The 25,833-nt window shown below is 55.9% G+C and carries 19 protein-coding genes and 5 pseudogenes; 4 read left to right on the top strand and 20 right to left on the bottom strand.

Annotated features, from left to right (window positions below; translation table 11 throughout):
• Window positions 1–2: 2 nt before the first annotated feature.
• The 6 genes and pseudogenes from pepT to CRO62_RS00490 form a co-directional block, all read right to left on the bottom strand.
• Window positions 3–1,299 (bottom strand): annotated as a pseudogene (gene pepT, locus CRO62_RS00515) (peptidase T).
• A gap of 115 nt (window positions 1,300–1,414) precedes the next feature.
• Window positions 1,415–2,647 carry a CapA family protein gene (locus CRO62_RS00510; protein ID WP_097098734.1) on the bottom strand — a complete coding sequence of 411 codons (1,233 nt, stop codon included), beginning with the start codon at window positions 2,645–2,647 and terminating at the stop codon, window positions 1,415–1,417.
• 115 nt (window positions 2,648–2,762) lie between these two features.
• Window positions 2,763–4,478, bottom strand: coding sequence for a dipeptide ABC transporter ATP-binding protein (locus CRO62_RS00505; RefSeq protein ID WP_097098733.1), 1,716 nt, complete (start codon window positions 4,476–4,478; stop codon window positions 2,763–2,765).
• Entirely contained in the window at window positions 4,475–5,374 is a 900-nt protein-coding gene (locus CRO62_RS00500; protein ID WP_097098732.1) for an ABC transporter permease, read from the bottom strand. The genes CRO62_RS00505 and CRO62_RS00500 overlap by 4 nt, the downstream gene beginning before the upstream one ends.
• 14 nt (window positions 5,375–5,388) lie before the next feature.
• Complete coding sequence (locus CRO62_RS00495; protein ID WP_097098731.1) at window positions 5,389–6,366, bottom strand: ABC transporter permease; 978 nt, start codon at window positions 6,364–6,366, stop codon at window positions 5,389–5,391.
• Window positions 6,367–6,370: 4 nt separating this feature from the next.
• Window positions 6,371–7,974 (bottom strand): annotated as a pseudogene (locus CRO62_RS00490) (ABC transporter substrate-binding protein).
• Between the two features lie 491 nt (window positions 7,975–8,465).
• Here CRO62_RS00490 and CRO62_RS00485 point away from each other — a divergent pair.
• Both CRO62_RS00485 and CRO62_RS27415 read left to right on the top strand, forming a co-directional pair.
• The gene (locus CRO62_RS00485; protein WP_097098730.1) at window positions 8,466–8,663 is read left to right on the top strand and encodes a helix-turn-helix transcriptional regulator; all 198 of its coding nucleotides are present in this window, start codon (window positions 8,466–8,468) and stop codon (window positions 8,661–8,663) included.
• Between the two features lie 283 nt (window positions 8,664–8,946).
• Window positions 8,947–9,465, top strand: a pseudogene (locus CRO62_RS27415) (peroxiredoxin); the annotation flags it as partial.
• 307 nt (window positions 9,466–9,772) lie between these two features.
• Here the strand turns inward: CRO62_RS27415 and CRO62_RS00475 are convergent.
• On the bottom strand, window positions 9,773–10,759 hold the full coding sequence (locus CRO62_RS00475) for an aldo/keto reductase (RefSeq protein WP_210201843.1): 987 nt from the start codon (window positions 10,757–10,759) through the stop codon (window positions 9,773–9,775).
• A 279-nt stretch (window positions 10,760–11,038) separates the two neighbouring features.
• On the opposite strand from CRO62_RS00475, the gene CRO62_RS00470 reads away from it, so the two are divergent.
• Window positions 11,039–11,950 carry a LysR family transcriptional regulator gene (locus CRO62_RS00470; protein WP_097098728.1) on the top strand — a complete coding sequence of 304 codons (912 nt, stop codon included), beginning with the start codon at window positions 11,039–11,041 and terminating at the stop codon, window positions 11,948–11,950.
• Between the two features lie 173 nt (window positions 11,951–12,123).
• Here the strand turns inward: CRO62_RS00470 and CRO62_RS00465 are convergent.
• Window positions 12,124–12,408: pseudogene (locus tag CRO62_RS00465) on the bottom strand (enoyl-acyl carrier protein reductase FabMG); the annotation flags it as partial.
• A 20-nt stretch (window positions 12,409–12,428) separates the two neighbouring features.
• Here CRO62_RS00465 and CRO62_RS00460 point away from each other — a divergent pair.
• A complete protein-coding gene (locus tag CRO62_RS00460; protein WP_097098727.1) occupies window positions 12,429–12,827 on the top strand; it encodes a hypothetical protein in 399 nt (132 codons plus the stop codon).
• Between the two features lie 270 nt (window positions 12,828–13,097).
• Here the strand turns inward: CRO62_RS00460 and CRO62_RS00455 are convergent, their stop codons facing one another.
• The 12 genes and pseudogenes from CRO62_RS00455 to CRO62_RS27395 form a co-directional block, all read right to left on the bottom strand.
• Window positions 13,098–13,610 (bottom strand): GNAT family N-acetyltransferase, encoded by a 513-nt coding sequence (locus tag CRO62_RS00455; protein WP_097098726.1) that lies wholly within the window; start codon window positions 13,608–13,610, stop codon window positions 13,098–13,100.
• A 25-nt stretch (window positions 13,611–13,635) separates the two neighbouring features.
• Complete coding sequence (locus CRO62_RS00450; protein WP_097098725.1) at window positions 13,636–15,030, bottom strand: hypothetical protein; 1,395 nt, start codon at window positions 15,028–15,030, stop codon at window positions 13,636–13,638.
• Between the two features lie 4 nt (window positions 15,031–15,034).
• Window positions 15,035–16,108 (bottom strand): class I SAM-dependent methyltransferase, encoded by a 1,074-nt coding sequence (locus CRO62_RS00445; RefSeq protein ID WP_097098724.1) that lies wholly within the window; start codon window positions 16,106–16,108, stop codon window positions 15,035–15,037.
• 22 nt (window positions 16,109–16,130) lie between these two features.
• A complete protein-coding gene (locus CRO62_RS27410; protein ID WP_323455421.1) occupies window positions 16,131–16,412 on the bottom strand; it encodes an acyl-homoserine-lactone synthase in 282 nt (93 codons plus the stop codon).
• Window positions 16,413–16,545: 133 nt separating this feature from the next.
• A pseudogene (locus CRO62_RS27405) lies at window positions 16,546–16,755 on the bottom strand (acyl-homoserine-lactone synthase); the annotation flags it as partial.
• An 835-nt stretch (window positions 16,756–17,590) separates the two neighbouring features.
• A complete protein-coding gene (locus tag CRO62_RS00435) occupies window positions 17,591–19,381 on the bottom strand; it encodes a hypothetical protein (RefSeq protein ID WP_179784413.1) in 1,791 nt (596 codons plus the stop codon).
• Between the two features lie 240 nt (window positions 19,382–19,621).
• Complete coding sequence (gene repC, locus CRO62_RS00430) at window positions 19,622–20,833, bottom strand: plasmid replication protein RepC (RefSeq protein WP_097098722.1); 1,212 nt, start codon at window positions 20,831–20,833, stop codon at window positions 19,622–19,624.
• Window positions 20,834–20,985: 152 nt separating this feature from the next.
• Window positions 20,986–21,951: a plasmid partitioning protein RepB gene (gene repB, locus CRO62_RS00425; RefSeq protein WP_097098721.1), complete on the bottom strand. Its 966-nt coding sequence runs from the start codon at window positions 21,949–21,951 to the stop codon at window positions 20,986–20,988.
• The gene (repA, locus tag CRO62_RS00420) at window positions 21,948–23,162 is read right to left on the bottom strand and encodes a plasmid partitioning protein RepA (RefSeq protein WP_097098720.1); all 1,215 of its coding nucleotides are present in this window, start codon (window positions 23,160–23,162) and stop codon (window positions 21,948–21,950) included. The genes repB and repA overlap by 4 nt, the downstream gene beginning before the upstream one ends.
• Window positions 23,163–23,581: 419 nt before the next feature.
• Window positions 23,582–24,460 (bottom strand): HipA domain-containing protein, encoded by an 879-nt coding sequence (locus tag CRO62_RS27760; protein WP_097098719.1) that lies wholly within the window; start codon window positions 24,458–24,460, stop codon window positions 23,582–23,584.
• Between the two features lie 96 nt (window positions 24,461–24,556).
• A complete protein-coding gene (locus CRO62_RS00410; protein WP_097098718.1) occupies window positions 24,557–24,931 on the bottom strand; it encodes a HipA N-terminal domain-containing protein in 375 nt (124 codons plus the stop codon).
• A complete protein-coding gene (locus CRO62_RS27395; protein WP_323455408.1) occupies window positions 24,931–25,533 on the bottom strand; it encodes a helix-turn-helix transcriptional regulator in 603 nt (200 codons plus the stop codon). The genes CRO62_RS00410 and CRO62_RS27395 overlap by 1 nt, the downstream gene beginning before the upstream one ends.
• Between the last annotated feature and the right edge of the window lie 300 nt (window positions 25,534–25,833).

The raw sequence follows: 25,833 nt of genomic DNA, 5'->3' as shown, positions 1-25,833 counted from the left end.
GTTCAGTCCGCTTTCAGAAATGTTGCGGCTGAGCGCCGCACGTTGATGCCGCCCTGTGCCGCCAGTTTGCAGATTGTCCGCGCTGTCTCGTAGGATTTCACGAATGCGGAGACAGGAAGGAATTCGAAGCGCGAATGGAAGTTATAGGCGCCCGTGAAAAAGTTCGGCGTCGGGATGCCGCGAGCGGACAACGCTGCACCATCAGTCCCGCCCCGCATCGGGACGATCTTCTTTTTTATGCCGAGCTCGTCAAGAGCGCTGAACAGCAGGTCAGCGGCGCGGGAATCGGCGGCAAGATGGTCGGCGATATTGTCATATGTGTCCAGAACGGAGCTGCGAACTGCGCCTGTCGGGTATTGTGCGGCAACGAGTGCCGCCACTACGCCAATTCGCTTCTTGCGCTCTTCAAAGCTGTTCCGGTCGAAGTCGCGGATCATGACTTTTAGCCGTGCCTCACTGTCGCTGGCGCTGAGATCCCTGAACCAGAAATACCCTTCCCTGCCCGCGGTGTGCTCAGGTGTATCCCTACGATCGAAATGGGAGATGAAATCAATCGCCATCAAAAGAGGATTTACGAGGACGCCCTTGGCCGACATTGGATGGGCGCTGACGCCTGTGAAAATAATCTCGGCAGATGCCGCGTTGAAATTTTCGACGACGACCTCACCCTGCTCACAGCAATCAATGGTGTAGGCGAAATCGCAAGGGAAGCGCGCAAGGTCGAGCGCCTTTGCTCCTCGCAGGCCCGATCTCCTCGTCAGGCACGAAGGCAACGGCAATATCACCGGTCGGAGCGTCGTTCTCAAATCGTGCCAGAAGGGTCATGATCACCGAGATTGCCGCCTTGTTGTCGGCGCCAAGCACACTTGTTCCGTCGCTCACGATGACGTCTCCTCCCCTCCAGGATTCTATCTCCGGATGGTCAGCCACCCGCAGCCAGATGTGCCGGTCCTCGTTCAGGCATAAATCGCGCCCTTCAAAACGCTTGATCTGCGGCTTGATATTAGCGGATAGCCCAACATCGACCGTATCGAGGTGGGCAATAAAGCCGATGCGCGGGGCATTCGGATTTGAGCCGCGCCTTACCGCCGTGACGATTGCATTTTCGTCGACAAGTACGTCTTCAATGCCGAGCTCCTGAAGTTCCTGTGCCAGCAACAAGGCAAGTTTCAGTTGTCCCGGCGTCGAGGGCAATTCGGCCGCTGCCGCATTGCTCTGACTTTCGATGCCGACATACCGAAAGAACCTTTCGAGAAGCTCGTCGCGTAACCCGGTATCGTCTCTTGCCGTCGTTTCCATGGATCTGTGCTCCGCTCTTTATCTGGATATGGTTTTGGTTAGGCGATGTCAGTTCGTTGGTTTGACACGAGGGCGTGAAGGATTTCGTCCTGCCTCATATCAGGTGGTCCGGAACTCAGAGCCGAAGGATACCGACGTCGTTTTCGATCTGGATTTGTGTTCCCAGCTCGGCCGACTGCGCCTGAAACCGCGTGAGAATTCGGTTTGCTCTACCGTCGGTCGCAATATGGGGCGCCAGTCGCTCCTCCAGTCTTGAATGGCTCAAACCCTCCTCGCCACCGATGACAACGGGGTGGAATTCGATCTCTACCAGTCGGTTGTGGGCCCCAAAGCTGCACACACCAATCACACTCTCCCAGACTTCCGGTGAATGCCAGGTTGATTTGGAAGGAACATGGAATATGAAATTGCCGAGGCTGTAGAAAATCGGCCGTCCGTTATAAATCTCCAGTGGCTGAAGCACCGGCGCGCCGTGGCTCAGGAACATTGCTGCCCCTGCGTCGATACAGCGGCGTGCGATGGAGCCAACCCACTCAGGAACCTTGTACCAGTCGGACGCCCAATGATGATGATGAAGATAGGAGACGACCAAGTATCCCTCGCTCGCGGCTGACGCGATTTCCTGGAGGTTTCGCTCCATGTCGCGCTCGTCGATGCGCACATTGCGGCCAAATCGACCTGCGCGCTTGAAGATTGTCCGGCCGAGCGCCAGTTCGTCAATGGGATCCACGAATGGCGGGTCGTTCGGCTGACTGTCATTGGAAAGATCGATTGCAGTATATCCGACCTTGTCCCGGATCGCGCTCAGTTCTTCAAAGGCGCGATCGTCCACCTCAATGAGCTGAGAAAGTTTGAGACGGTTGATGCCGGGACGCGCGGGGCGATGTTCGTCGCCGTCAGCTGCATACATGAGATCAGGCCCTGGACCCCCATCCATGGCAACCATCGCTATGCAGTTTGTGCCAACCACTCCCCTGCCCGCTTGGCTTGCGTGCCGGTGGTCCCGTCCGATCCCTGCACGCAGCATCCGACGTCGTTCCACTTCGTCCAACGTTGCCAGAACCCCTGACGGACCAAGGTCAAACGCGTGGTTGTTGGATAGCGACAGTGCGCCGAAACCCATCTCGGCCAGAGCATCAAGCACGATTGGCCGGCTGCATCCGAAAAACGAACCTTTCAGTGGCCAGCCGCCATGATCTCCAAGAATGGTGCCCTCAAAATTTGTAAACGAAAGATCTGCTTTTCGGAGAATATTCTGGACCGCCCTGAATTCCGCGACGTCGATATCCCGAATGTCGTGCTTGATGAGAGACTGGCCTGTCACGGCCAAGGTAAATCGTCCTGTCATATGCTTTTGCCCTGTGCTGACCGCCCACGGGACGGCGTATTGGTTGACAACCGCAACAACGGCGCTTGCGGAGCCGCGGTACCGGAAGTGGAACGGGGGTGTTCCGCGGAGATGCTCAGTGCGTGAACCTTTGTGGACGTGCGTCGATGAGACTCCGCGTGTATGGATTTCGCGAATTCGAGAAGACGTCGTCACAAGGGCCGCTGTCCTCGATCTTGCCGTCCCTCAAGATGAAAACCGATCGGCAGAGCTGTTGCACGACCGCCAGATCATGCGAGATAAACAGCATCGAAAGGTTCTGGCTCTGAACGGTCTCCCTGAGCAGTTCGATGATCTGGGCCTGCACCGAGACATCAAGTGCCGAGGTCGGCTCGTCAGCGACGATAACTCGCGGACGAGCCAGAAGAGCCCTTGCAATGCAGACGCGCTGTTTCTGCCCGCCGGAGAGCTGATGCGGATACCGGGCCAGCAGGCCCAGCGAAAGCCCAAGCCGTTCCATCATGGCGTCGAGTAAGAGCGTCTTGCTGTCGTCTCTGGCACCTGCGCCGAAGCGAAGGCTTTCGCGCAGGGTTTCGCCTATGCGCATCGTCGGGTTTAACGAAACAGCTGGATCCTGAAAAATCATCTGCACCTGTCCGAGCAGGCCATTGCGCTGCCCCGATTGTGTCACGTCGTAGGGACGGCCTTCCAGCAGCATCGTCCCTTTTGAGGCTGTTTCCAGCCCCGCGACGATCCGGCCGAGCGTCGTTTTCCCGCTGCCACTTTCCCCTACTATGCCGGTGATCTCGCCACGAGGTAGCGTCAGGCTGATCTCGCTCAACGCGTATCGTGAAGAGCCACGCCCTCTGCCGATCAACGAGGACAGTCCCCTTGCAACGAAAGTCTTTTCAATGCCTTCGACCACAAGAGATGGATTGGAAGCATCCCTTGAAGCGGGACCCGATTTTCCCCCTCGTTGGCCGTTGTCGCTGTTTTCGGCAGCATCCTCGGTCCTCAGACGTAGGCGGGGAACCGCGGCGAGAAGGTCACGTGTATACTCCTCGGCAGGTTTGTTGATCACACTGGCGGTGTCGTTTTCCTCAACGACCTTTCCGTTGCGCATGACCAGTACGCGATCAGTCACTTCCGCGACGACACCCATGTCATGGGTGACAAGAATGACTGAAACGCCCGTTTCATTAACGAGGGTGCGCAACAGGGTGAGAATTTGCTTCTGCACCGTTGCATCCAGTGCCGAGGTCGGCTCATCCGCAATAATGAAATCTGGCGATCCGGCCAGCGCCATGGCGATCACTGCCCGCTGTCTCTGCCCGCCGGAAAACTGGTGCGGGAAGTGACCGTAGCGACGCTCCGGGTCGGGAATGCCAACCCGGCCGAGAAGGTCCAGCGAACGCATACGGGCATCACCTATGGCCAGGTCCGGGTTATGGGCTCGAACCGTCTCGGTGATCTGGGCACCGACGCTCATCAGCGGATCGAGGGAAGCGGTGTGGTCCTGAAACACCGCCGAAACCCGCCGGCGCCGGGCCAGGTCGCTCTGTCTGTCGAGTGGATCGAGGGGTTTCCCGTCGATGACGATCGTTCCGGACACCTGCTCGATTTCAGGAGGTAGCAGCCCAAGGATCGCGTTTCCAATCGTTGATTTTCCGGCGCCCGACTCGCCGATGATTCCCAGGATCTCGCCACGGCTGAGCGTAACGCTGACATCATCCAGGATTTTCGAAGATCCAGACTTGGACAGATGGCGGAGGCTCAGATTGCTGATTTCAAGAAGCGGCACGGTTTTAATGTCCGTTACAAGTGTCGTGGATGCTGGTGCAGAGCTGTTCATCGTGGCTTGCTCCTGGGGTCGAGGCGCAGGCGAATCCCCTCGCCGGTAAAGTTGATGGCGGCGATCAGGCAGAACAGTGCAAGGCCGGGAAACAGGCTGATCCAGTACTGGCCAGTCAGAAGGTACTGAAACCCGTTTGCGACCATGGAGCCGAGCGACGGTTTGTCCAGGGGAACGCCAAGACCGAGAAACGACAATGTTGCTTCAAGGGCCACCGCGTGGCCCACTTCGATTGGAATCAGACTGACTGCCGGAGCGATACTGTTTGGCAGTAGATGCCGGAATATGACCCTGATGGTCGGCAGACGCATCAGCCGTGCTGCGTCCATATACGGTTTTTGCGTTTCGCTGAGGGCGACGCCCCGCACCAGCCGCGCGTAGCTTGCCCATTGCGCGATGACCAGCGCAAGAATGATCCGGTCTACGCCCGGTCCAAGCGTGACGATGGCAATCAGCGCAACGAGAATTGTGGGAAGGCTGAGCTGCAGGTCAACGATCCGCATGATCATGACATCGACCCAGCGCCCGAAATACGCAGCGCTTACCCCCGCCGTAAGACCGATGAGTGCAGCAATACCCGAGCTTGTAAGCGAGACGACCAGACTGATGCGCAGCCCATAGAGAATGGTGCTGAAGATATCTCGTCCCAGTCCATCGGTGCCGAGGAGGTAAATGTAGCCTCCGCTGCCCGCGGCGCCCGGCGCCGACGACGCCTCCCACCCAAAAATCTGGAGCGGGTCATAGGGGTTCTGCAATGCAATTAGTGGTGCAGCGAGCGCTGCCAGAACGAAGAAGCAGAGGGCAATCGTCGACAGGCGGGCAGACGCATAAGGGAGCGTGCGGTGTTCAGACGAGTCGCTGCGCATTCTGAGCGCCCGGAGAATAAGCGGTTTCATGGATATATCCCTCCTTATGACGACAGGCGCACGCGTGGGTCGACGATCGCGTAATAGAGATCGACGAGCGCGTTCAACATTACGAAGCTCACGGCCGTGAAGGTCAGGCTCGCCATGACTACGGGCCGGTCCAGTAACTGGATGGAATCGATCAGCAGCTTGCCAATCCCCGGCCAGGCAAAGATCGATTCAACCACGACGGCAAAGGCGAGCATTCCGCCAAATTGCATGCCGATGATCGTGACAAGGGGCACGCTGATGTTCGGCAGGGTGTGAGCAAACAGTATCCGCCTTGGTGAGAGGCCTCGTGCCCTGCAAAAACGCGTGAACTCCTGCTGTTCTATCTCGATCGTTCCTGATCTCGTCAGTCGGGCAATCAGCGCGATGTTCGGAATGGCGAGCGCCAGCATCGGGAGGATCATGTGCCGCAATCCGTCTGCTGTCAGAAAACTCCATTCAGTTCCCGCGAAACTTGCCGTCGTCCCCCTGCCGCCCGACGGGAACCAGCCGGTCAGGACCGCACCCGTCAGGATCAACATCATGCTGAGCCAGAACGAGGGAACGCTGAGAGCAAAGACGCTGCCGTTGAGGACCGCCCGATCGAGCTCCGTTCCCTTTCTTCTGCCGGCAACGAGACCGAGGCCGACGCCGGTGATCGCCGACAGAAGCATCGCCGCACATGCAAGCTCCAACGTTGCCGGCAGCTTGCCTAGAACAAGTTTAAATGCGGGTTGGTGGTAGATATAGGAGGTGCCGAAATTACCGCTCACGACATTTTTCAGGAACAATCCATATTGTTGCCATATCGGCAGGTCGAGCCCCAGCGCAGCCGTCGCACGCCTGATATCCTCAGGGGTGGCAGTTTCAATATTGACCACGTTGAAAACGGGATTACCAATGCTGTGGATGCCGATGAAGCCGATCAGCGACATGGCGAGGAGGAGAAGCACGGCCTGTGAGAGCCTTGCCGAAACGGCGAAGATCAGACCCATCAGCTTACTCCATCGCTGCGATGGTCTGCATGGCAGTTGTCCAGCCGCGCGGGTGCATCACGTATGATCCAACTTTCGGGCCGTAGCCGACGATATGATGAAAGTGATAGAGCGGTATGATCGGCTGGTCTTTGAGAGCAAGTTCAGTCGCCGCTGCAAGCGCAGCATTGCGCTCTTCGCCCTCTTCGATGCTCTCTGCCTTTGCAAGAAGTGCATCAAAGGATGGGTTGCGATAATGCCCAAAATTCAGCGCACCGGTACCGCGCTCCTTATCCGGAGAAGCCAGCAGTGCTTGCAGGATGACGTCCACAGATTCACCAGAGGTCCCACCGTACCACGCGGCGTATTCGCCGGCGGCGCGTTTGGTGTTGAACACCGAAAACGGTGATGCTTGGGGCTGGACAGAAACGCCGATACGCGCCCAGCTCTGTGCCACCGCCTGAAGACTGTCGCTGTCTCCGGGGAGCGGCCGGCAGGGCCAGCTAGAACGATTTTGAAGCCTTCAGGGTAACCCGCCTTTGAAAGCAGCGCTTTGGCGGCGTCATAGTCGGGCGCTTCTGCCTTCAGGTTGGGGGAGGTTCCAGGCAAGCCTTCGGGAAACATCTGTGACGCGGCAGTACCGTAACCCGAGAGGATCTTCTCTGCGATCACGCTGCGATCCGTGGCAAGCGCCAGGGCCTTTCTTACCCTTACGTCTCGAAACGGGTTGGGGATAGCGGTGCCGGATTTGTCAGTTACGCCCGACACTTTCTCCTTCTCGACGTCGAACTGCAGAAAATTGATGCGAGCCGCACTGATGCTGGCGATGCTGGCGCCACGCTGTTTCAGGGAACTGACGTCCCTTGCCGGGACCGAGTCAGCCACGTCCACATCACCGGCAGACAAAGCAGCGACACGGGCTGCAGGACTTTCCATGACCCTGAAGGTGACCGTGGGCCATGCAGGACGGCCGCCCCAATAGTCATCGTTTCGTATCAGTTGAAGTGTCTCGCCCGAACTCCAGCCGTCCAGCTTGTAAGGGCCGGTGCCTACGGACGCCCTCCCGGAATTGAGTTCTTCCGTTGTCTGAAACCCCTCCCCCGGCTTGTGCATGATGAAGACGGAAGACATCAGTAGAGGCAAATTGGGGACTGGCCCATCCGTTTCCAAGGTGACGGTCAGGGGATCCGATGCTACAACGGACTTGATATCTTTCACGTAGGAACGGTATCCGCCGCTGGGTGATTGCAGGAAGTTCCGGATACGCTCGATGGAATAGACAACATCCTCCGCAGTAAACGGCGAGCCGTCATGAAATCTGACCCCGTCACGCAGCTTGAATTCCCAGCGGTTGCCGGAGATCATTGACCATGAAACCGCGAGACTCGGCTTTGAGGCGAGTTTTTCATCCTGATAAACGAGCCGCTCGTAGATATTCGACAGCAACGATGTGTTTTCGTTGAGGTTTGCATAATGTGGGTCGAGCGTCATCAGCTTGTATGATGTTGCGATGCGCAAGTCGGACTGCGTCTGGGCACTCGCCAGCGTGGAGGGCTGGGCGAGGAGCGCAATTGCTAGAATGGCTGTGGCGACGGTGCCTGGCCGAATTGTTTTGGTGAAATTGATCATCGAGTTCCCTTTTTGTCGTTGGAATTTGGACGGCCGGGACCCATGCTGCGAAAAGGCTGCAGCTTGGTTCAGCAGTCAGATGGTTGAATCGGAAACACGACGGGACGCTCTGACCCCGCCGGATAAATGTGACGGTGCTCGAATTTAGAGTTCTACGGCCTTCCCGTTTCGGTCCCCTGCCCTATTTGGTTGGATAGGCGCAATCTTCTGCGACGGTGGATCGGTCACAATGGGAATGGTCTGGAGATAAGATGGAGAACCTGAGCTGAAATCTGCCCTCGCGAAAGAAGGCATAGTTCTGCTATTGTCGGAATCAGCCATGATCCGAGCTCCCTAACAGCTTGATTGTGGTCAGGTCGGGTATGGTGTTGACGCACCTGCCCGATCGATAAGCTGCACTTTTCCCTACAGAATGATAGAAGTCAATCAGAAAGTTTGCCTTGGCCACACAACCTCTAATAACTAAGGAACAATGCCGAGGAGCTCGGGCGATGTTGGGTTGGAGCCAGGGAGAGCTTGCGAAAGCCGCGTGCGTCTCAAGGCAAACAGTCGCAGACTTCGAAAGAGGCGCTCACCTTCCGATTAGTAACAATATTGCGAGTATCACGAAGGCCTTCGAACGAGAAGGAATTGAATTCATAGACGAAAATGGCGGTGGAGTGGGTCTCCGCTTTAAGAATCCGCGTTAATTAAGCGATGCAATATCGATTTTATCAGGCGTGAAGTAACTAAGCACTCTGAGGAAAGCCCGCTTGGGCGGAGGATTGCATGGATGTTGCGATCGTCGACTGATTTTTCTCGTTACAGCGGTACTCTCCACTATCTGCCTGTCGAAGGCGAACTTTTGGGTTGGCCGCCAAGACAAGGTCTATGAGCTGGATCTTCGGCAATAACGCATCGTGGAAATGCAAAATTTTTCAGGTCCTTGTGATTGGAGACACCCGGCATTGAATTGATCGTAGATGGCCGAATATGAAAACCTCACAGGAAGATTTCGCAGGGGACGATTTGCTAGGGATGAAAGTACCGCGCGTGTTGCTTTGTGCGACCGATGGTACGTCCGTTGACCTTAGAGGACCGGGTCTATCCGTAGTCTATGCCTACCCACGCACAAGTCCACCGGACGGCAGGGCATTTGACGGATGGGACGAAATACCCGGAGCTAGAGGGTGCACGCCTCAATCTTGCGCTTTTCGAGATCATTTCGCCGAGTTGAGGCGATTAGGGGTGAGTCGGCTTTTCGGACTCTCAACGCAGCCCACTGAATATCAAAAAGAGGCCGCAGACCGGCTCCATCTGCCTTTTCCATTGCTTTGTGACAGTTCGCTTTCGCTGGCCAATGCTCTTAACTTGCCGACCTTTGAAGCAGGAGGGCTCACCCTGCTCAAAAGGCTGACAATGATAATCGAAGACGGCACCATCAAGCATGTTTTTTATCCGGTACATCTGCCCGATGAAAATGCCGATGCGGTAATTTCTTGGCTGGCAGCGAACTATCGCTCACGATTAAACGGATTACCGACACGGGAGAGAGACGCTACCCGCTTGTTGCCTTGTGATCCCCGCACAGATGCTGCCGTCTTCGGCACGATAGTCGTCTCGTTAGGTACTTCCGAAAAGGCCGACTTGGGGCCGGAAGTAGACTGTCCAATGATGGGGTGCCGAACGGCGAAACCGGACATCCACGAGTGTCGTGATGTGGTCCGCGTTCGGGCCCGAAGGAGACAAAGTAAAATGATCAACGCACCACATTTATATCCAACCGATGGGATCATCGGTCGGATTGTCCAGGGTCTAGTTAGATTGAATAATCAATCGACAGCATGTGATCCTTACCCATGCGGTCGCCATAGACCGGAAATTTTGACAACGAAGTGTCGATTGCCTGCACGTCCGCAGCAGTGAGTTCCACTCCCTGCGCGCCGAGATTCTCTAGCAGATGTGTCTCGAGACGTGTACCTGGGATCGGAACGATGTTCGGGCTTTTCGCCATCAACCATGCAAGGGCGACCTGTGACGGGGTCGCGCTCTTTGCTGCCGCGTACTCTTTCAGCCAATCGATGATCGGCATATTGAGCGGCATGAATTCCTTTGAGAACCTCGGGAAGCCTGCGCGGAAATCCGTCTTTACATCGAACTCGGTTTTAAGATCATACTTGCCTGTCAGGAAGCCCGCCCCAACTGGCGACCATGGGACGAAACCGATACCCAGTTCGTTACAGGTATCAAGAACACCGTTGATCTCCACGTTCCGGGTCCACAGAGAATATTCGCTCTGTATTGCGGTAAGCGGCTGCACCGCATGGGCACGGCGGATGGTTTTGACGCTCGGCTCCGAAAGACCGAAGCTAAGAACTTTGCCTTCTTTGATGAGGTCCTTCACCGTGCCGGCAACGTCTTCGATTGGCACGTTCGGATCGACACGGTGCTGGTAGTAGAGGTCGATATGGTCGGTGCGCAGCCGCTTCAGTGACTCCTCGACCACTCTCCTGATGCGTTCTGGGCGACTGTCGAGCGCGACTGTTCCGTCGATGGCAAAGCCGAACTTCGTCGCGATCTTAACCTGATCACGAATAGGCTGGAGGGCCTCCCCAACAAGCTCTTCATTGATGTAAGGGCCGTAGACTTCCGCCGTGTCAAAGAAAGTCACGCCATTATCAAATGCGGCGCGGATCGTTTTAATGCCGTGGTATTTGGCTACCGGAGCGTTGTAGTTGCCGCTAAGGCTCATGCAACCGAACCCAAGTTCCGAAACTTCTAAGTTTCCGAGTTTCCGTGTCTTCATCGTCGTGCTTCCTGATGAACTGCGTGTGGAGGTTTGCGCCTGCGCTCTTTCCGCGCTCCAGAAAGGGGCGGCGGCAACCGCGCTTAAAAGGGCAGTCGTTTTCAGAAACTGACGGCGGTTCTCGACGAATTGGTCTCGTTCGAGGTCTTTTGATGCTTGGTCTGTGTTCATGATCACCTCTGATTTTTCCGTCAGCTCCTGACTTGCCCAAAGATATCACTGGCGGACCCATACGATTAGGCGCTATGATCGTCTCGTTCTTATAACTCTGGAATATAAATGGCTCGACAGACAGTCGATGATCTCATGTCCTTTCTGGTCGTAGCGAGAGAGCAAAGTTTCACCCGCGCCGCAGCCCAGATGGGCATCTCTCAGCCTGCGCTAAGCAAGACAATTCGCGAACTTGAGCATCGGTTGGGTGTGCGGTTGTTGACGCGAACAACGCGTAGCGTGTCAACGACTGAAGCGGGAGAGCGGCTGCTGCAAACCATCGGTCCGCACTTCGACGGGATTGATGCCGGATTGGCGGCTTTAGGGGAACTTCGAGATCGTCCAGCAGGAAATCTACGGATCACATCCGTGGAACATGCGTCTCAGACGATCTTGGCTCCGGCACTGGCGAAACTGCTTCCCAAATTTCCTGAAATCACCGTTGAAATTATCAACGACTACAGTTTGACCGATATCGTGGCTGATCGCTTTGATATGGGCATTCGGCTCGGCGAGCAGGTCGCCCAAGACATGATCGCGGTTCGGATCGGACCAGATTTCGGGATGGCGGTCGTCGGCTCGCCAACGTATTTTGAAAGCCGACCAGTCCCGCTCACACCACATGACTTGCCGAACCACGCCTGCATCGGGCTGCGCTTGCCCACTTCAGGAGGGCTGTGGTCGTGGCCGTTTGCAAAAGACGGTCGCGAACTGAAAGTGCGCCCGCAAGGTCCGGCAGCTTTTAACACCATCAGCCTCGCACTTGACCTGACTCTGGCTTCTGTAGGCCTCGCGTATTTGCCTGAAGACGCAGTTAGCGAGCACATCGCAAGCGGCCGACTGATAAAGGTCCTTACAGACTGGTCGCCTCCGGCCACAGGTTACCATCTCTATTACCCAAGCCGTCGGCAACCAACGCCAGCCTTTTCATTAATTTTGCATGCATTACGCTATCGTAGACAGGAAACAGGAAACCTGTAGCCTTACGACCGCTGTTGGCGCATTCCTGTCACAGGGATCTCCGCTTTATCACCAAGACGCCCAGCTACTAGGCCAGGCTGGAACGCCTCCAGGCCATCTCATTATGCGAGGATTCTGGTCTTTCCTCAAAAAGTGGTTCGGGAGAGTTCAAATTCGGGTGCGAAGCGTTAAGTAACGAGACCGCTCAGGAGGTCGCTGATCATCACCTTGCCATCCCGATGTATCTGTGTGATCTCATTTGACATGCCAATGGTCCGATCGGACTGTGACTGACTGTTCGCCATGGGCCATGCGGAAAAATCATAGAACAGACGCATTACCTCGCTCGCCTGCATATCGGTGATCTTCCGGAAAACATCTTTCATGGTCAAACCGCCGGCGAGAAGCTACTGGCAGGCCTGCCACTGTTCGTCCACCCATTGGCCACCGTTTTCTTTCTTCAACGCAAGCAATAGCGGGAAGCTGACAAGGAACCCAAATGTCGATCACTGTACAGAGAACAATCCCTGCCGAGCGAATGCGCCAGTTCCACCAAATGGTTGATCGATGGCTGGGAGAAGGTCCCATCAAGCTTGCGACGAATGCAACGATAACCGCAATGGACAATGCCGGCATCCCGAAGGCCGAACAGATAGCGATCATGGAGGACCGGGACATCATCATGAAATACAATATGCGCCTTGGTGTCATCAGCGAGGTATTTGGCCCAGCCATTGATAAAGCAGTGAGCTCGTACCGTTCGGGAAGTGAAGCCCAGGATGAAATCGCTCGGTTGATTGTGACTGCAATCGGTATCCGTCAGGATGATGACAGTGAATTGGTCACATTCACCTTCACGACCCAAGCCGAAGCAGATGTCTTTCACAAAGCAACCTGACAGGCTACGTGTCCTGTCGCTCTTATGTCTTCATTGCTAACAGGCAAAAATGCAGCGTCTGGAGATGAAGTTGCTAAGCCGCATCATGATCGATGGCGATGAGGTACGGCGCCTCAGAGGGTTCAGCGATCTCAAATTAGCGGCATCGTCGCACAAAACCCCCGCAATCTATGCGATTGCGGCACGCTCCCCTCGATCAATCTAGAACGATGGAGCCGTTACCTTATGTTCTACACATCTTTGATCGTCTGTTGAAGAAAGTGACTACGGTCAAGTCTTTGCGTCCAGCCACTTGGCCATGAGGATTTCATCAAATTCAAGTCCATCATCGATGTATCCCTGTGGGACGGTCCCAATTTCTCTGAAACCGGCGCGCTTGTAGAATCGTATCGCCCCTGCACGGTCGGATCGCACTCCCAGCTCGATCTGCCTTATCCCGTGTTGCTGAGCGTATCTAATGGCCGTGTCCAAAAGTGCGTTTGCAAGACCGGAAGAGCGAAAGCGCTTGTTTACGTACACCATCGTAATCGTTGCTCGGTGGATCATCTTGGGTTGGTGCAATTGCTTTAGTGCCATCAATCCGACAGGACGTCTTTCGGCGAATGCTACGAAAATAGGGATATTGATGCGCTCACGCCATTCCGCATCCGAGAGCCTTACCCAATCCTCATAGACGCTCGCGAAGGCACCAGGTTCGCTTTGCAATGCTTCCAGTCGAATCTGGCGGAACACGTCCACCTCCCCTGGCGAGATTGTGCGGATCTGCCAACTGGGTGTTTCCATCGGGGCTTCTCCGTTCGAATCTTGCCTAGGCCCACCGCCACTCCGGTGATGCAGTGGTAATCCTTTGGCTTGTGAGATGGCCGTACATCTCCCGCCAAATAGGATCGGCGGTGAAGAAACCAAGATCGCCTGCCGCCACTTCCAGTGGCTGCTCACCATAGGCCGCGGCGACGGCCAACCAATGTCCGACCTCTTCCGTTTCTTGAAGCGGAGAGGCGTTTGGTGGACGGAGAATGCGATGGCCCCACATGCTGGCGTGGCGGTCCTCATGCATTGCAGTCAAAAGCGCTCGGTCGTGGTTTGCGTCGAGTGCGGAAGCAACGACGTATCGCATCAGCGGGTGGTAGACAGTCTGCCGACTACCACCGAGCAATCGAATGCCCGGGAGGATTGATGTGACGAGCGCCATCATCAGCAAATTCGGAACCAGCTCGCGCTGGCGCAGCGACTGCGCAAGGCCTTCAGGGGTGAACGGAATGCCGAAGGCGTGCGAACTTGAACCGGTCAGCACGCCGCGGTCGAGGTGAAGTGGCACGATCCGTCCGTCCGTGAGTCCCCAGAAAAAGTCAGTTGTTCGCCTGATCCACCCTGCCCACGGACCCTCGTTCAGTGTGTCAATTGTCGACAGCATTTTCTCCGCAGCCTGACCATCAGCCGTGAAACGTCTCGATAGCCATGAGTCCGGGTCTTCGAAGTGATCGGCAACGAGGTCTCCCACATCCACATCGTTGAACTGTAGTAACTGCAGTGACAGCGGAAATGACTTCTTCCAGAGAGCCTGATTGGCAGCGATGATCGCGTCGGCCGCCGTCGGGAACGTGGCGTCGGGCAGCTCGGTTCTCAGCAATGCGGCGTATGGGTTTCGAGCCGTTGCGGTGGTGGGTGAGAGGTCGAATTGGTATGGCCCGTTGCGGCCGCAAAGGTTGGTTGATCCCATGCGTCGCTTGGACAAGCCAAAGACATTGATGAGATCACCACCGGCATCCAGCCAACCTGGCCCCTTTCCGGGGCTCTCCGTAAACTTGACGGTCGAGCAGCCAAAATAAAGGTACCACCGGCGTTTGTGAGAACTTAAGCCCAATGCGCTGAACAGATGCGTGTAGAACGCTTCCGGGTCCACAATCAGGAAACTATGTGGTCCGCTTTGTAATACGGGCACCTCTGATATCTGCCTGGCCGCATCCAGCGCTTGGTCCTCGTCAGCACCTGCGCGAATTGCCACACTGTGGACTAGCGTCTGCAAACGCCCCATCGCATCGTTACGCACAGAGCAGTGTCCCCGGTGGACATCGTCATATACCGCATATGCATAATTCAGGAGCGGACGTTGCCAGAATTCCTCGAGTTCGGGCATAAGAAGGGTCAGCGCCTGTCTGATTTGTGGGGCGGAAAAGCGAGGTTCACCGAAACTGCCACTCATGAGTTCAATCTCCGCGTGGTACAGGCAATGGAGCAATGATCGGCTTCACTGACCAAGGAGGGCGCCATTTCCAGTTTGTGGGGAGCGGCTCTTTGGCGTCGTCAACAATCGTCAGCGGCAGTCGCTCGTTAGAGAAGTCAGCGGGTATTGCAGGGCTCAACAGCAACGAAACGTAATCGATCATGGATCGTCGAGAGTTCGACGAGACGATCGTGTAAAAATTGCCGCTGTTCCAGGTCACCACGCTGTAGCGAAAAGACAGGTCGAGCGCCGCAACAGTCGTCGCCATGTCGACCTGAAAATCCAACATTGTGTTGAGGATTTCACGTTTCTTTTCCGAAATCTGGCTCGGTGAGAAAAAAAGCGATTTGAACATCTCGTCTTTTTGACGTTCACGCTCTGCGTAGATCAGTGGATCCGGATGCCGGAGCTTCTGCACCTGCACCAGCACCCCTGTCGGCCTGAGCGAGCGGGCGACAAATTTTGTCTGATTATCCCTGTCGCTTCCATACATCTGGAACGTGGTGTCTTCGATAAGTACATCGAATCCTCGCCGAAATGGCTCGAGGTCCCGATCAGTTGCGATGCGATCAGCATCGAGTTCGAAAAAAGGGCCCTCGAAGAAATGGGCGTGCTCGCTGCCCCGCTTTTTGTAAAAGCACACACGGTTCGCAACGGTCGGACTGCAGTTCAGCGTGATGATGCGCCCATCGCCGAGTTTCGCGAGCGAACGCGTAAGGCTACCGGCGCCGGCTCCCAGGGTGTAGAGTGTCGCGGGCCGGTGCTCTTGCGCCCAAACGTTTAAGCAAAACCGGAATGCTGCAACAGCAATACGACACTCCTCCTCCAGCCGATAGGGGATGCTGGCAAAGTAGTGATGCTCAAATTCCCCCCACAGTCGTCGGTGCGTGTCTGCATAGGTCAGGCAATCCAGATCAAATTGCAGGAGATCGGCTGAAGCGATCGGCGCGCCATAGTCGGGCGCGCCCTCCAGCCCGCTTGCAGTTCTCTCGAAGAAGTCGGCAAACTCATTAAGTCTCGGTGCACGTCGCCAAGCGCTTTTTACCGTGTCATTCATCTCTCTTCGTCCTTGCCTGCGCCTAAGTGGGACGCGCCGTTAGGTTTGTCATACGTGGCGGGACTACTGCGGAAGTTATGGCGCCGGCAGGGTCCACGCCATTGCCGGAAGTGATCGAACGATAGCCCCGCGGGCAGACCTGTTCGAAACTCGCTTGATCGATAGGAAGAGTGCCGGAGATCGCAATCGTATTGACGATCTCGACCGGCTCTCCTAGCCGTGTTATCGGCCAACGGGGCCGGTTCCGGGTGCATTCGAAGTCTAGATCTTTTGCCGTGACAATCTGATCGTAGCCATTCGCCATCGACAACTCGATGATGAAAGCGAACACGGTCAGTGCTATGGAGATGGAACTGGCCCCCTCCCCTACCCGGAAAGCTCGTGTCGATGCAGACGCAAAAACTCTCGATCATCCTGTAGGTCGCATTGAATGAGCCGCTCGCTAAAAGCTGCGGCAATGCCCGCTGCAACATGGTCCGGCCGACTGCGGGAAGCCGACGCGCGCAGACGACTACGCGGTTGTCGTTGGCCACCGCGCGGATGTTCGTGGGGTCCAATTGGTCGCGTTGGTCAAACTCGCCCGACTCGCTGGTTGTGACACCCCGTTCGAGGCGGTCTCGAAAACCGATCACGCGAAGTCGATGCATCTGTGCCAGTTCATCTGATTGATGTTGATCACGCGGGACCGTCAAGATTCGCATTTCTCCCTCCGTGGTTTCGAACATGAGGAAAATGATCATCTCAAAACGGTGTGGCAATCTGCAGATCTGCAGCCGGTGATTCTATCTTCGGAGGGACGTCATGGTGTCGACCCCGGAAAAGCCGAGCGGGTTGCGAATTCCATTCTCCTCGCCCAAGTTGGCCCCCTGCCCTTTTTTCAAAGTCTGGTGTCGTTTTGAATTTCATCGCAAGATTCGCGAGGTCTCGAGCCGGCGGAGACGCCGACAAGAGCAATTATGCCCGAGGATCTTGCTGCGTCACGAATAGAGCCGTCCAACCTGCGAAAACACTCTGAACCGGGGAGGGCGCTTGACGGTCCATGTGCGCGGTAATTGAAAGCGCCTGTAGCGATGGCTTCAAAACTCCGGTTCTAAGGCAACCGGACTCCATGCCGACACCGCCGAAAAAGCTATGTCGAACAGTAAGTTACGTCCGTTGACCGCGGTCAACGACAGTTCTTTCAGTTACACGCAGCATGCCCATGTATCAAAGTTTGCTTCAGGTCGGCTTTGAATTGGCACGCGCTTTGTCGGTGCAATAGCGCTTAAACGGTCGATCAGAGAGAAATAACACCAAAGATCCGTCCAAAACTATCTTTGAAAATCAACGAGTTACTATCGTTGACCGCGGTCAACGACGAGGTCGGTTGTTCCGAAACAGGGAAGCCCATGTGTCTGCCATCGTCACATGGAGAGCACCTGCGGTCAGCACGTCCTATCAGTGGTCCTGAGATTGGACCGCATTTCCTGACGAATGGACGTGTCAGGTAAATGGCGCGGCCCGCAGTGTCAGCTCTCGCATTCCGGCTAGGCTGACTTCGTCGTAACAGCATTGCAAGGGCGTTCGTCGGTCAGGAAGCCCGTCATTTCGTCTGTGGATGAAGCGAAGACCCCTGTTACCAAATTTTTTCGTCACCCAAACCTGAAAATCTTCCCGGATCACAGGGATTGAACCCCGATGCACGAACCGTCGCTCCAGCGCCTCAAGCGAGGTTTTCAAACCGCTGTCCGATGCCATCGCATGCTCAAGGGGAGATTGCCCTTTTTGAAATGGTCTTGTCGCGAGCCAGATCTCAGCGACCTCCGCGTCAAATTTCTGTAAAGCTTTCGCGCGAAGTCCTTCACACCGACGAAGTCCCCTTTCCGTTTCGAGGATCGCCGCCCGCGCCGCGTGAGCTGCGATTGCAGCGCTCATCGGAAGACCGAGTGGCTCGCCAAGATCGGGTGTATCCGAGTTAAGCGCGTTCTCGATTGCGGCAAGTTGCTTCTTCAACCGCTCCCACTGATAATTTCCGACAGAAATAATATCGAGGGGCGTCGAACGACCAAACAGCGGACATGTCCACCATTCCTTGATGTCACTTTCAAACTCATCCCTGTCTGCGGCGTCCAGCTTTGCTACGATCCGCTGAAGAGTTGCTTTCACCTCGTTGCGGCGCTTGGCGACAAGTTCGGCTCGCGTCGGGCGTTGAGCGACGGGCCCAAATGGCTGCGCCTGTTGCCGGGGCAGTTCCACAAGCAGACGCCAGATTCCGCCAAGACAAACCACAGCGCCACGTTGTTCCAGCTCAGACAAGAAGGTAAACACACACGCCTCGACCCCGAACGCAGGCAGACCCGCTTCAGCTGCTTCAGGCTCGGAACAATCAAAATCTGTCAGTTCGAGATGCAGATGCTGCGCGGCTTTGAGGCTCCTGACAATGCGGCGCAACGGAAGCCCGAGACCACCCAGCTCGAGCAAAACGAAGGTGCGCCAATCAAGGGAGGACGTTCGAAAATAACCTTCGAACGATGGGTGGGCGTCGCTCAACCACTCAGAGAGCAATTCCTTCTTTGCGGCAAGGGCAGGGACGGGCGTTTTGGGCAATTCGGACAACCGATCGTAGAGCCTGACCAAGTTCTTTGATTTCTGCGATGTCAGCGCGCCACGCGCCTGCACACCATCAAGGTGGTAAAGAGCCTGCAAATGACGTTCCAGCACCTCATTAAAGATCCATCTTCGTGGCGCTACGCGTCTGACGTGGTTCTCTACTGCCACAAGGGGCATAGTGCCAGGGACAGAACCTGGTTTGATGGCGATTTCGAAAGCTTCAACCCGCTGGCGCCGGATCAAGCCGGCCTTTAAAAAAGGAACTGGATGCTTAACGGCGATCTCCATGAGAAGAGGCCTGTCCAAGGCTGTGAAGATAACATCAGGCTGGTATCCGTCGAAGCGCTGCTCGGTTCTGACATCAGTCAATTCGACCTCCACCGGATTGAGCAAACAATGTCCCTCCTGCGATACAGAGGGAAGCTGAACGCGACCGCCGTCAAGGAACAGGTCTCTGGCAAAAGTGTGAAGGGCGGTCATCTGACCTGTCGTTCCGCAACCTGCTGTAGCGTTTGCCGCGTCCGACCGGTGGGCAAAATGCGGTGTCACGTGTTCGGTGCGGGCAACAAGGGGCAGATCACATTGGGGGCAAGTACAGCAGCAACTGCTGCCGTTCGCAGCCTGAGAGATATGCAAAAACTCGCCACTTGAATGCCTGCCGAATGCAAGTGTTGGTCCTGCCATAATTTAATCCCCTTCATCCGACCATCCAACGCGCATAAGGCATAAAACAAAATCACTCCTAAACTGCTCTCGTCGAATTTTATCGAACGTGGCGCGCCGGGACAAAAGCAATGCAAAAGCAGGCGCTGCCCGTGCACCTGAGCCAGGTCATCGACCAATGTCTATGACGAACTCGGCCAGGAAGAAGTCAAGTGAGGCTGCAGGATTGCTCGGTGCGGTGACAAGCCGCGGCCAGTCGCGTCATCCCGTCTTCAGTTGTCCGCCTGCGTTCGCCTTTAAAAGCGCCATGATCATTGGCCCGAGCGAAAATTCCAACTGCTCGGCGCGTCTCGTGAGGTCGCGCAAATAGCCGCCGGCGGAATTGATCAGGTTTGCCCGTTCAAAAATGCAGGCCATGGCCACTGCGGCATTTTCCGGACCCATGACCTCGCAGGCCTCCTGATAAGCAGAGGGGCTTACGCCAAGCATGGAGCGGATTACCACCGCCGCCGACATGAGATCGCGCCAATTCCCGATGGCTCCACCGGGCCCGTAGTCAGGGATTTGTGGGCAGGCCTTCAGGACAACGGAAAGCGGGAATGCCTTCAGCGGCTCCCTCGGCCTTCCTGTCTTGCTCAAGTTTTCACCCTGCTCTCTTCTAGAGCTAGGTTCAAATACAATTGTGGATTCGGGATTTGAATTCTGTATGTGACGCCCATTTTGGGCATCATTGGTGCTATTATTTTGTGCTTTTGTATTTGTTTCCAACCGATTGAGGATTTCTTCCTTCAGCATTTCCATGCTTTCGAGAGCTTCTGCTACGTCAGCCAACGACGGCGTCCTCGGGATGGCGCTCACCAGCCCGACATAGATGTTCTCGATTGACTGCCAATCGCCATCGACACCCTCTTCGATGGCCGCCGAAATAAGCTTGCGGGTGTCCCGTCGGCAAATCGTGAGCTTCTCCTTGGCTTTCCTGAACTCTGCACGCGTCGCGATCACCTGCTGAGCCAGCAGTGCGAGTTCTTCAGCACGGGCGAGCATAGGAGAAAGATCGAAGCCGAACGCGCTTTCAACATCCCCATCCGCACCCTTGCGTGCAAAGCGTTTGCCGTTGGCGCTGTCCTTGCGGATGATCAGGCCGGCATCGACCAGTGCACCCAGATGGCGCCGCAGGGTCGATCCAGGCATGCTGTGCGCGCGTAGCGACAATTGGATGTTCGATGGGAAAACCACCAACTGCGCGTCCCCGCGCAGGTCCTTCTCGGGGAAGAAGCTCAACAGCGCGTCGAGGACAGACAGGCTATTCGACTGCAGCCCCAAAAGTTCCATTGCTGCACACGCATCGCGGAAGACCTTCCACTTGTCGGCAGATTTGCTTGTCGGTATTTCGCAGGCCGCCTGTTGCCGCCTGACAAGGGCAAGCGTCACCGGCCGCCGCCCAAAGGGCGTCGTCACACTTTCCGTATGCATCGTTCTTCACCTTCTAACAGGCAAAAGAAATTCGTTCGCCAAAACGGCGCCTAGACTCTTGACGATGAATCCCGGAAATGCGATTCTACTGGTGCTTAGACAGATAGGGGCTTCCGAGACGGCGACGTTTTGGGGGCTCTTTTCTTTTGCGGTTATGCTTCCTCTTTTCCAGCAGACTTTGCACGGCGCTCTTCGAAAAGAGCCACCGCGTCATTGAGCAGGAAGGACGCGAACTCTCCTGCTTCCTTCCTGTCGAGCGTAATTTCGATCTTTGACTTGCTCTGCTTGACGTGGCCCAAGCGCTGGCCAGACGACGTCGACAGAACCTCAGGCAACCCGCGAACAACCCGGCGTGGCTTGAAGGCGCTGAGAAGCGCCTTAAACCGATCCTGCGAGCTCATGGTCTGCATCTCGTCCGATCGTGCCAGTTCCAAGGGGTTGTTGTTTTCGGCCTTATGGATCAGATCCGCGAGCTCTTGCCAGCTTCGTCTGCCAACGCCGGGTGCAGGCCCGATTGCATCGATCAGATCGGCGGGAATGGCATCCACGACAGAAAGCATTCGCGACAGTTCCGCCTTGTCGACAGACATCGCAGACGTGATCACTTCACGGGGAAACCGTTCCTTCAGTCTTTGCGCGAACCGTGACTTCTCGATGAAGGATAGGTCCTCGCGTTCATTGTTTTCCTGCCCTTGGGCAATCACCAGTTCCTCGTCGGTCAAGGCACGGATAACCGCCTTGACCTGCAAGCCGAGTTGCTCAATGGCGCGTAGACGGCGATGACCGAAGGCAACCTGATAATGTCCCGGTTTCTCAGGGTGGGGACGTACCAGGATTGGCACCTGCTGGCCCTGCTCACGGATCGACGAAACCAGACCGTCGATATCGCCAGGCATGCGGTCACGAACGAAAGACGGTTCGACGAGAGCTGTGTCCAGGTCGATGACAGACTGACCCTCGGCAAGCCGCCGCTCGATATCGTCGGCGCGTGCCTGGCGGGCTTTCTCTTCGCGCATCGTGCTGGCGACTTGGCCGACAAGCTTGTTGTCGGATGTCGCAGTCTTTACGGGCATGTCGGCATCGACCTGGATCAGGTTCAGAAGGTTCTTTCTGCTCATATCGCTCGTCCCCAAGCTTTCTTGATCAGGGTTTCAATCTCGTCATTGACGCTGTTCATGGATTCGATGGCGCGGTCATAGGTGCTGCGTGTAAACTGCCCCCGTTCGACTTCATAAAGAGTTTGATTGGTAAGCCCTGCGTCCGAGACAGCGGTCGACTTCAGCATCGGAAAATTCAGCACATGGGCGCCGAAGATCGACCGAAGATATCCAACCATCTGATTTTGAGGTCCGTCAGACGGCTCAAAGCGCGTGACCAGGTAGCGCAACCAGGCAAAATCAACATCGCCGCCGGCGGCGGCGACTTCTCGAAGCAAATCGGCGACCATTGCTAGGAACTGGTTCATCGACATGACGTCCAGCATTTGCGGGTGAACCGTCACCAGAACCGACGTTGCCGCGGTGAGGGCAGACAGCGTCAGGTAGCCCAGTTGAGGAGGACAATCGATGATGACGATATCGTAGTCATCACTCACATCACCAATCGCGTCGCTGAGTCGTTGAAAGAACATAACATCGCCCGGTTTGCGCGTCATCAGTGCGCGAGGGGTGTCATGTTCAAATTCCATCAGTTCGAGATTGCCGGGGACGAGTTCCAGCCCCGGAATGTAGGTTTTCCGGATGATGTCCTTTACCGGCCGACGGCTCTCGTCATAACGTATCGCGCCGTACATCGTGTCGTTCGGGTGCACATCGAGTTCAGGCTGATGTCCAAACAGCGCGGACATACTTGCCTGAGGATCGAGATCGATGGCAAGGACGCGATAACCCTTGAGCCCCAGATATTGGGCGAGATGGACGGAGGTGGTCGTCTTGCCCGAGCCGCCCTTGAAGTTCATAATGGAAATCACCTGGAGGTCTTCACCGTCCCGGCGGTGCGGCAAATACCTGCGATCAGCCCTGCCGACCTTGTCGAGATGGCGGCGGATCTTGTCGATATCATCGACGGAATAGGAGCGCCGGCCGCCGGGGGTAGTACTTACCTCCAGATCGTCAATGTCGTTTGAGACCTGACGGAGGTAGACCTCCTTCACGCCCACGAACTTTGCAGCTTCAGAGGGCTGGAAATAGCGTATTCCCTTTTGTGCCGTAGGCGGAAACGTACTGAGGTGATGAGCTTGTAACTGGACAGCAAGAGCCGAGGAATGCCGCTCAATGAGGCTTACGAGAGTTTCCCTTGACGGTGCCTTCGCTTCAGCTTTTGTTTTCATGTCCGGCCCAAAATTCAGTAACAGCGGTTCAATGCGGCAAAACCCTTTTTCAACCGCTGTTACAATTAGCCTCGATTCTGGCGCCTGGGCAAGCTATTTACGGTTAACAGAAGCTTAACGCAAAATTCCCCACGAACGCATTTGAATTAAAACATCGTGATAAAGCAAAGCTCTAGTAGGATTTTGTCCAAAAATCCCACTCGCGCCGAAGCACAAAATATGAGTCGATAAGATTGAAGTACCCGCATGGATGATCGTCACGGCGGTGAATGTTCCGATTCTGGGCAGAATCACCAGCGACAAGTTTGCATTGAGCAATCGACATATAGTTCGCCCGGAATGCATTCGACGTGGTTGTCGCAACGGCGGAAATTTTGCACGGGATCCTTATCGCTTTTGGTCAAGATCGCCCGGCATCGTCAGCTCAGAAGCCAACCACCGGCCCGCCCGATATACGCGTCACGGTCTCTTGCGGGGCCAGGGACGTCGATATCCAGTGCCCCGAGAAGCGTACGCATATTGGAAGCGATGAGGTCGGCGAAAGGCTTCTGCCCACCCTTCCCAAGCTGGTCCAAATGTTCGGCAAGCTTGTTCGCGATTCCAGTGGCGTATCTTTTGGAAAGGCGCTGGCGGGCAGCGGAACTCGAAATTCCCAAGCTCTTGAGAAAAAGATCGAAGTCGTCTCGACTTATCGCGTCAAGCGTATCGGCGTCGCCAATCTTGTAAGCGAGTTCGTCGGTGAGTGTGTCATCGAGCCGGGTCGGGAGAATATCGTAACGTGGCGTGGTTCTGATCCTTCCGCCTTTCTCATGAAGAAGCGCAAAGTTCTTTGCGTGGCCATCCACGTTTCCTACAAGAAGATCGAAAAGCGTCGCTTGAATAAAGAATTCTCGTTCTGCGGCAGGATCGTCGGTTGCGTCGAGAATTCGCCGGATCGCATCGACGTCGAAACGCCGGCCGGGAACTCCTCGTCGTTCGTATTTGAGCAAAGAGGGCAGACCAAGAGCCTGCGCGAAGTCCTCCTGGTGAATTCGAACGATGCGACCGTCTCTGTCGAGAGCCCGGTCAAACCGGGTGACCAAAAGGACCTCAATGCCCGCGAATGGGAGCAACGATACATCAGCTGTTGAAAATCCGGCGGCGTGCGACAGTTGCATTGCCTCATATTCGAGAGAGGCGTCACGGAGGTGATCCTGGTCGGGGACCTTCAGGATATGCGTCGTCGGCGCACCCGATCCGGGAACTGGCTCTGCCAGAGAACCATCCGGCAGGAGTGTGAGTGCGATTTTACTTTGCATGCCAGCAAGGGGGGAGGGGTCGTCCGTGCCGGCAGGTAATCGCCGCCGCTTATGAAGCGAGTCGACGATCGCGATCAGCCGACCGTCTTCGATACGCTAATCTTTCTCATAATCACCCGGAACCTTGGTTGGAGGCGAGCCAGCGGGCAGAACCGAAAGCGCCCCCGCACAATCCTTGCCAAGATGGAACAAGAGGCCTGCGATATCATCACGAGCTATGCCTTCGCGCGCCATGATGTCATACAGCGCCCCATCCCGTTCTTGGAGCAGGTTGTCGAAGAAAGGGCGTGCAACGGCCTCCTCGAACGGCTCTCGGGTTAAGGGCAGTGAAAGAGAAAGGGAAATCGCCCCCGGTTGTGACACATAGGCTTCGTCGTAGGCGAAAGCCAAGCCGCCACGTTGATCGCGGACGAGCACGCCCACCGGCTCTTGCGCACTGTCAAGGCGGACGTCGAGAGCAAGTACTTCCATTACAGCGATCGGCCCCGCGCAAAAAGGGATATCCCGGCCGCCCGAGCGACCTGGAGAACTTTTTCGAATTCCAAAGTCGGTTTGCCGTTTTCAAGTTCAGAAAGAAAGCGGCGTCCCACACCGGCCAGATCCGCAAATTCCTGCTGCGATAGTTTCCGACTTTCCCGCAGGCGACGAACCATGCGCCCGAGATCCATGATGCTATTAACGGGGACATCCTCGTGTGCAAAGTTTTGCGGGCTTGTCGTTTGGCTGGCGACTGGGGCATGCGGCGTTGATGGGGCAGAGGTATCCGCCAGTGGTTTGGGCAGGGATGCCTTTATCGTGGCGGAAACATTCGGTAGGATGAGCTCGACTTTCGGCAACGCATCTGTGAGTTTGGCTGCCAGATCCGAATGCTGCGTCAGCCGCTTTGCGATCTCGGTGGCAGACTCGAGAGATCTCATTAGCTCCTCGCTGGATGAAAATCTCTTGTTGAGATCTTGCAAAGCTTTTGCTGGCGCATTGGCCGAAGCGAGCGTACTCGCCAGCGACAATGCAGGATATGCCTGGTCGGCCAATTTTTGAATGTCGGTTAGGCTATCTAGCGGTTTTTTCGGCAAGCGCACAAATCCTTTGCTCCCGCACGGGAAAATAGCATTCTTCCGGTTTTTCGGCAAGCGCAGCTGCACCCTTACGGGAGCACGGTAAATTTTTGCTCCCGTTCGGTAACACTCGACGACAATTCGACATAAACAAGGGAATCGCTCCCGAACGGGATCAAAAACCATCCGGCGATCAGAGCCCTAGCCACCACGTCGCATTCCCTCAGGATGCCGTCTGCCACGCGGGTGACCCCGTCCGCGGCAGATTGGAAATCTCATCGGCGGGCGCATGCTTGATGCACAGCCTATTATGTGAAG

It is taken from the genome of Rhizobium sp. AN6A (assembly GCF_900215635.1).
GTDB classification, from domain to species: domain Bacteria; phylum Pseudomonadota; class Alphaproteobacteria; order Rhizobiales; family Rhizobiaceae; genus Agrobacterium; species Agrobacterium tumefaciens.
This window is presented reverse-complemented; position numbering and strand designations above follow the sequence as displayed.

Coding starts and splice junctions, on each gene's coding strand:
- CRO62_RS00510 (WP_097098734.1), bottom strand. CDS start 2,647: ATGACAGGACGATTTACCTTGGCCGTGACAGGCCAGTCTCTCATCAAG.
- CRO62_RS00505 (WP_097098733.1), bottom strand. CDS start 4,478: ATGAACAGCTCTGCACCAGCATCCACGACACTTGTAACGGACATTAAA.
- CRO62_RS00500 (WP_097098732.1), bottom strand. CDS start 5,374: ATGAAACCGCTTATTCTCCGGGCGCTCAGAATGCGCAGCGACTCGTCT.
- CRO62_RS00495 (WP_097098731.1), bottom strand. CDS start 6,366: ATGGGTCTGATCTTCGCCGTTTCGGCAAGGCTCTCACAGGCCGTGCTT.
- CRO62_RS00485 (WP_097098730.1), top strand. CDS start 8,466: ATGTTGGGTTGGAGCCAGGGAGAGCTTGCGAAAGCCGCGTGCGTCTCA.
- CRO62_RS00475 (WP_210201843.1), bottom strand. CDS start 10,759: ATGAAGACACGGAAACTCGGAAACTTAGAAGTTTCGGAACTTGGGTTC.
- CRO62_RS00470 (WP_097098728.1), top strand. CDS start 11,039: ATGGCTCGACAGACAGTCGATGATCTCATGTCCTTTCTGGTCGTAGCG.
- CRO62_RS00460 (WP_097098727.1), top strand. CDS start 12,429: ATGTCGATCACTGTACAGAGAACAATCCCTGCCGAGCGAATGCGCCAG.
- CRO62_RS00455 (WP_097098726.1), bottom strand. CDS start 13,610: ATGGAAACACCCAGTTGGCAGATCCGCACAATCTCGCCAGGGGAGGTG.
- CRO62_RS00450 (WP_097098725.1), bottom strand. CDS start 15,030: ATGAGTGGCAGTTTCGGTGAACCTCGCTTTTCCGCCCCACAAATCAGA.
- CRO62_RS00445 (WP_097098724.1), bottom strand. CDS start 16,108: ATGAATGACACGGTAAAAAGCGCTTGGCGACGTGCACCGAGACTTAAT.
- CRO62_RS27410 (WP_323455421.1), bottom strand. CDS start 16,412: ATGGCGAATGGCTACGATCAGATTGTCACGGCAAAAGATCTAGACTTC.
- CRO62_RS00435 (WP_179784413.1), bottom strand. CDS start 19,381: ATGGCAGGACCAACACTTGCATTCGGCAGGCATTCAAGTGGCGAGTTT.
- repC (WP_097098722.1), bottom strand. CDS start 20,833: ATGCATACGGAAAGTGTGACGACGCCCTTTGGGCGGCGGCCGGTGACG.
- repB (WP_097098721.1), bottom strand. CDS start 21,951: ATGAGCAGAAAGAACCTTCTGAACCTGATCCAGGTCGATGCCGACATG.
- repA (WP_097098720.1), bottom strand. CDS start 23,162: ATGAAAACAAAAGCTGAAGCGAAGGCACCGTCAAGGGAAACTCTCGTA.
- CRO62_RS27760 (WP_097098719.1), bottom strand. CDS start 24,460: ATGCAAAGTAAAATCGCACTCACACTCCTGCCGGATGGTTCTCTGGCA.
- CRO62_RS00410 (WP_097098718.1), bottom strand. CDS start 24,931: ATGGAAGTACTTGCTCTCGACGTCCGCCTTGACAGTGCGCAAGAGCCG.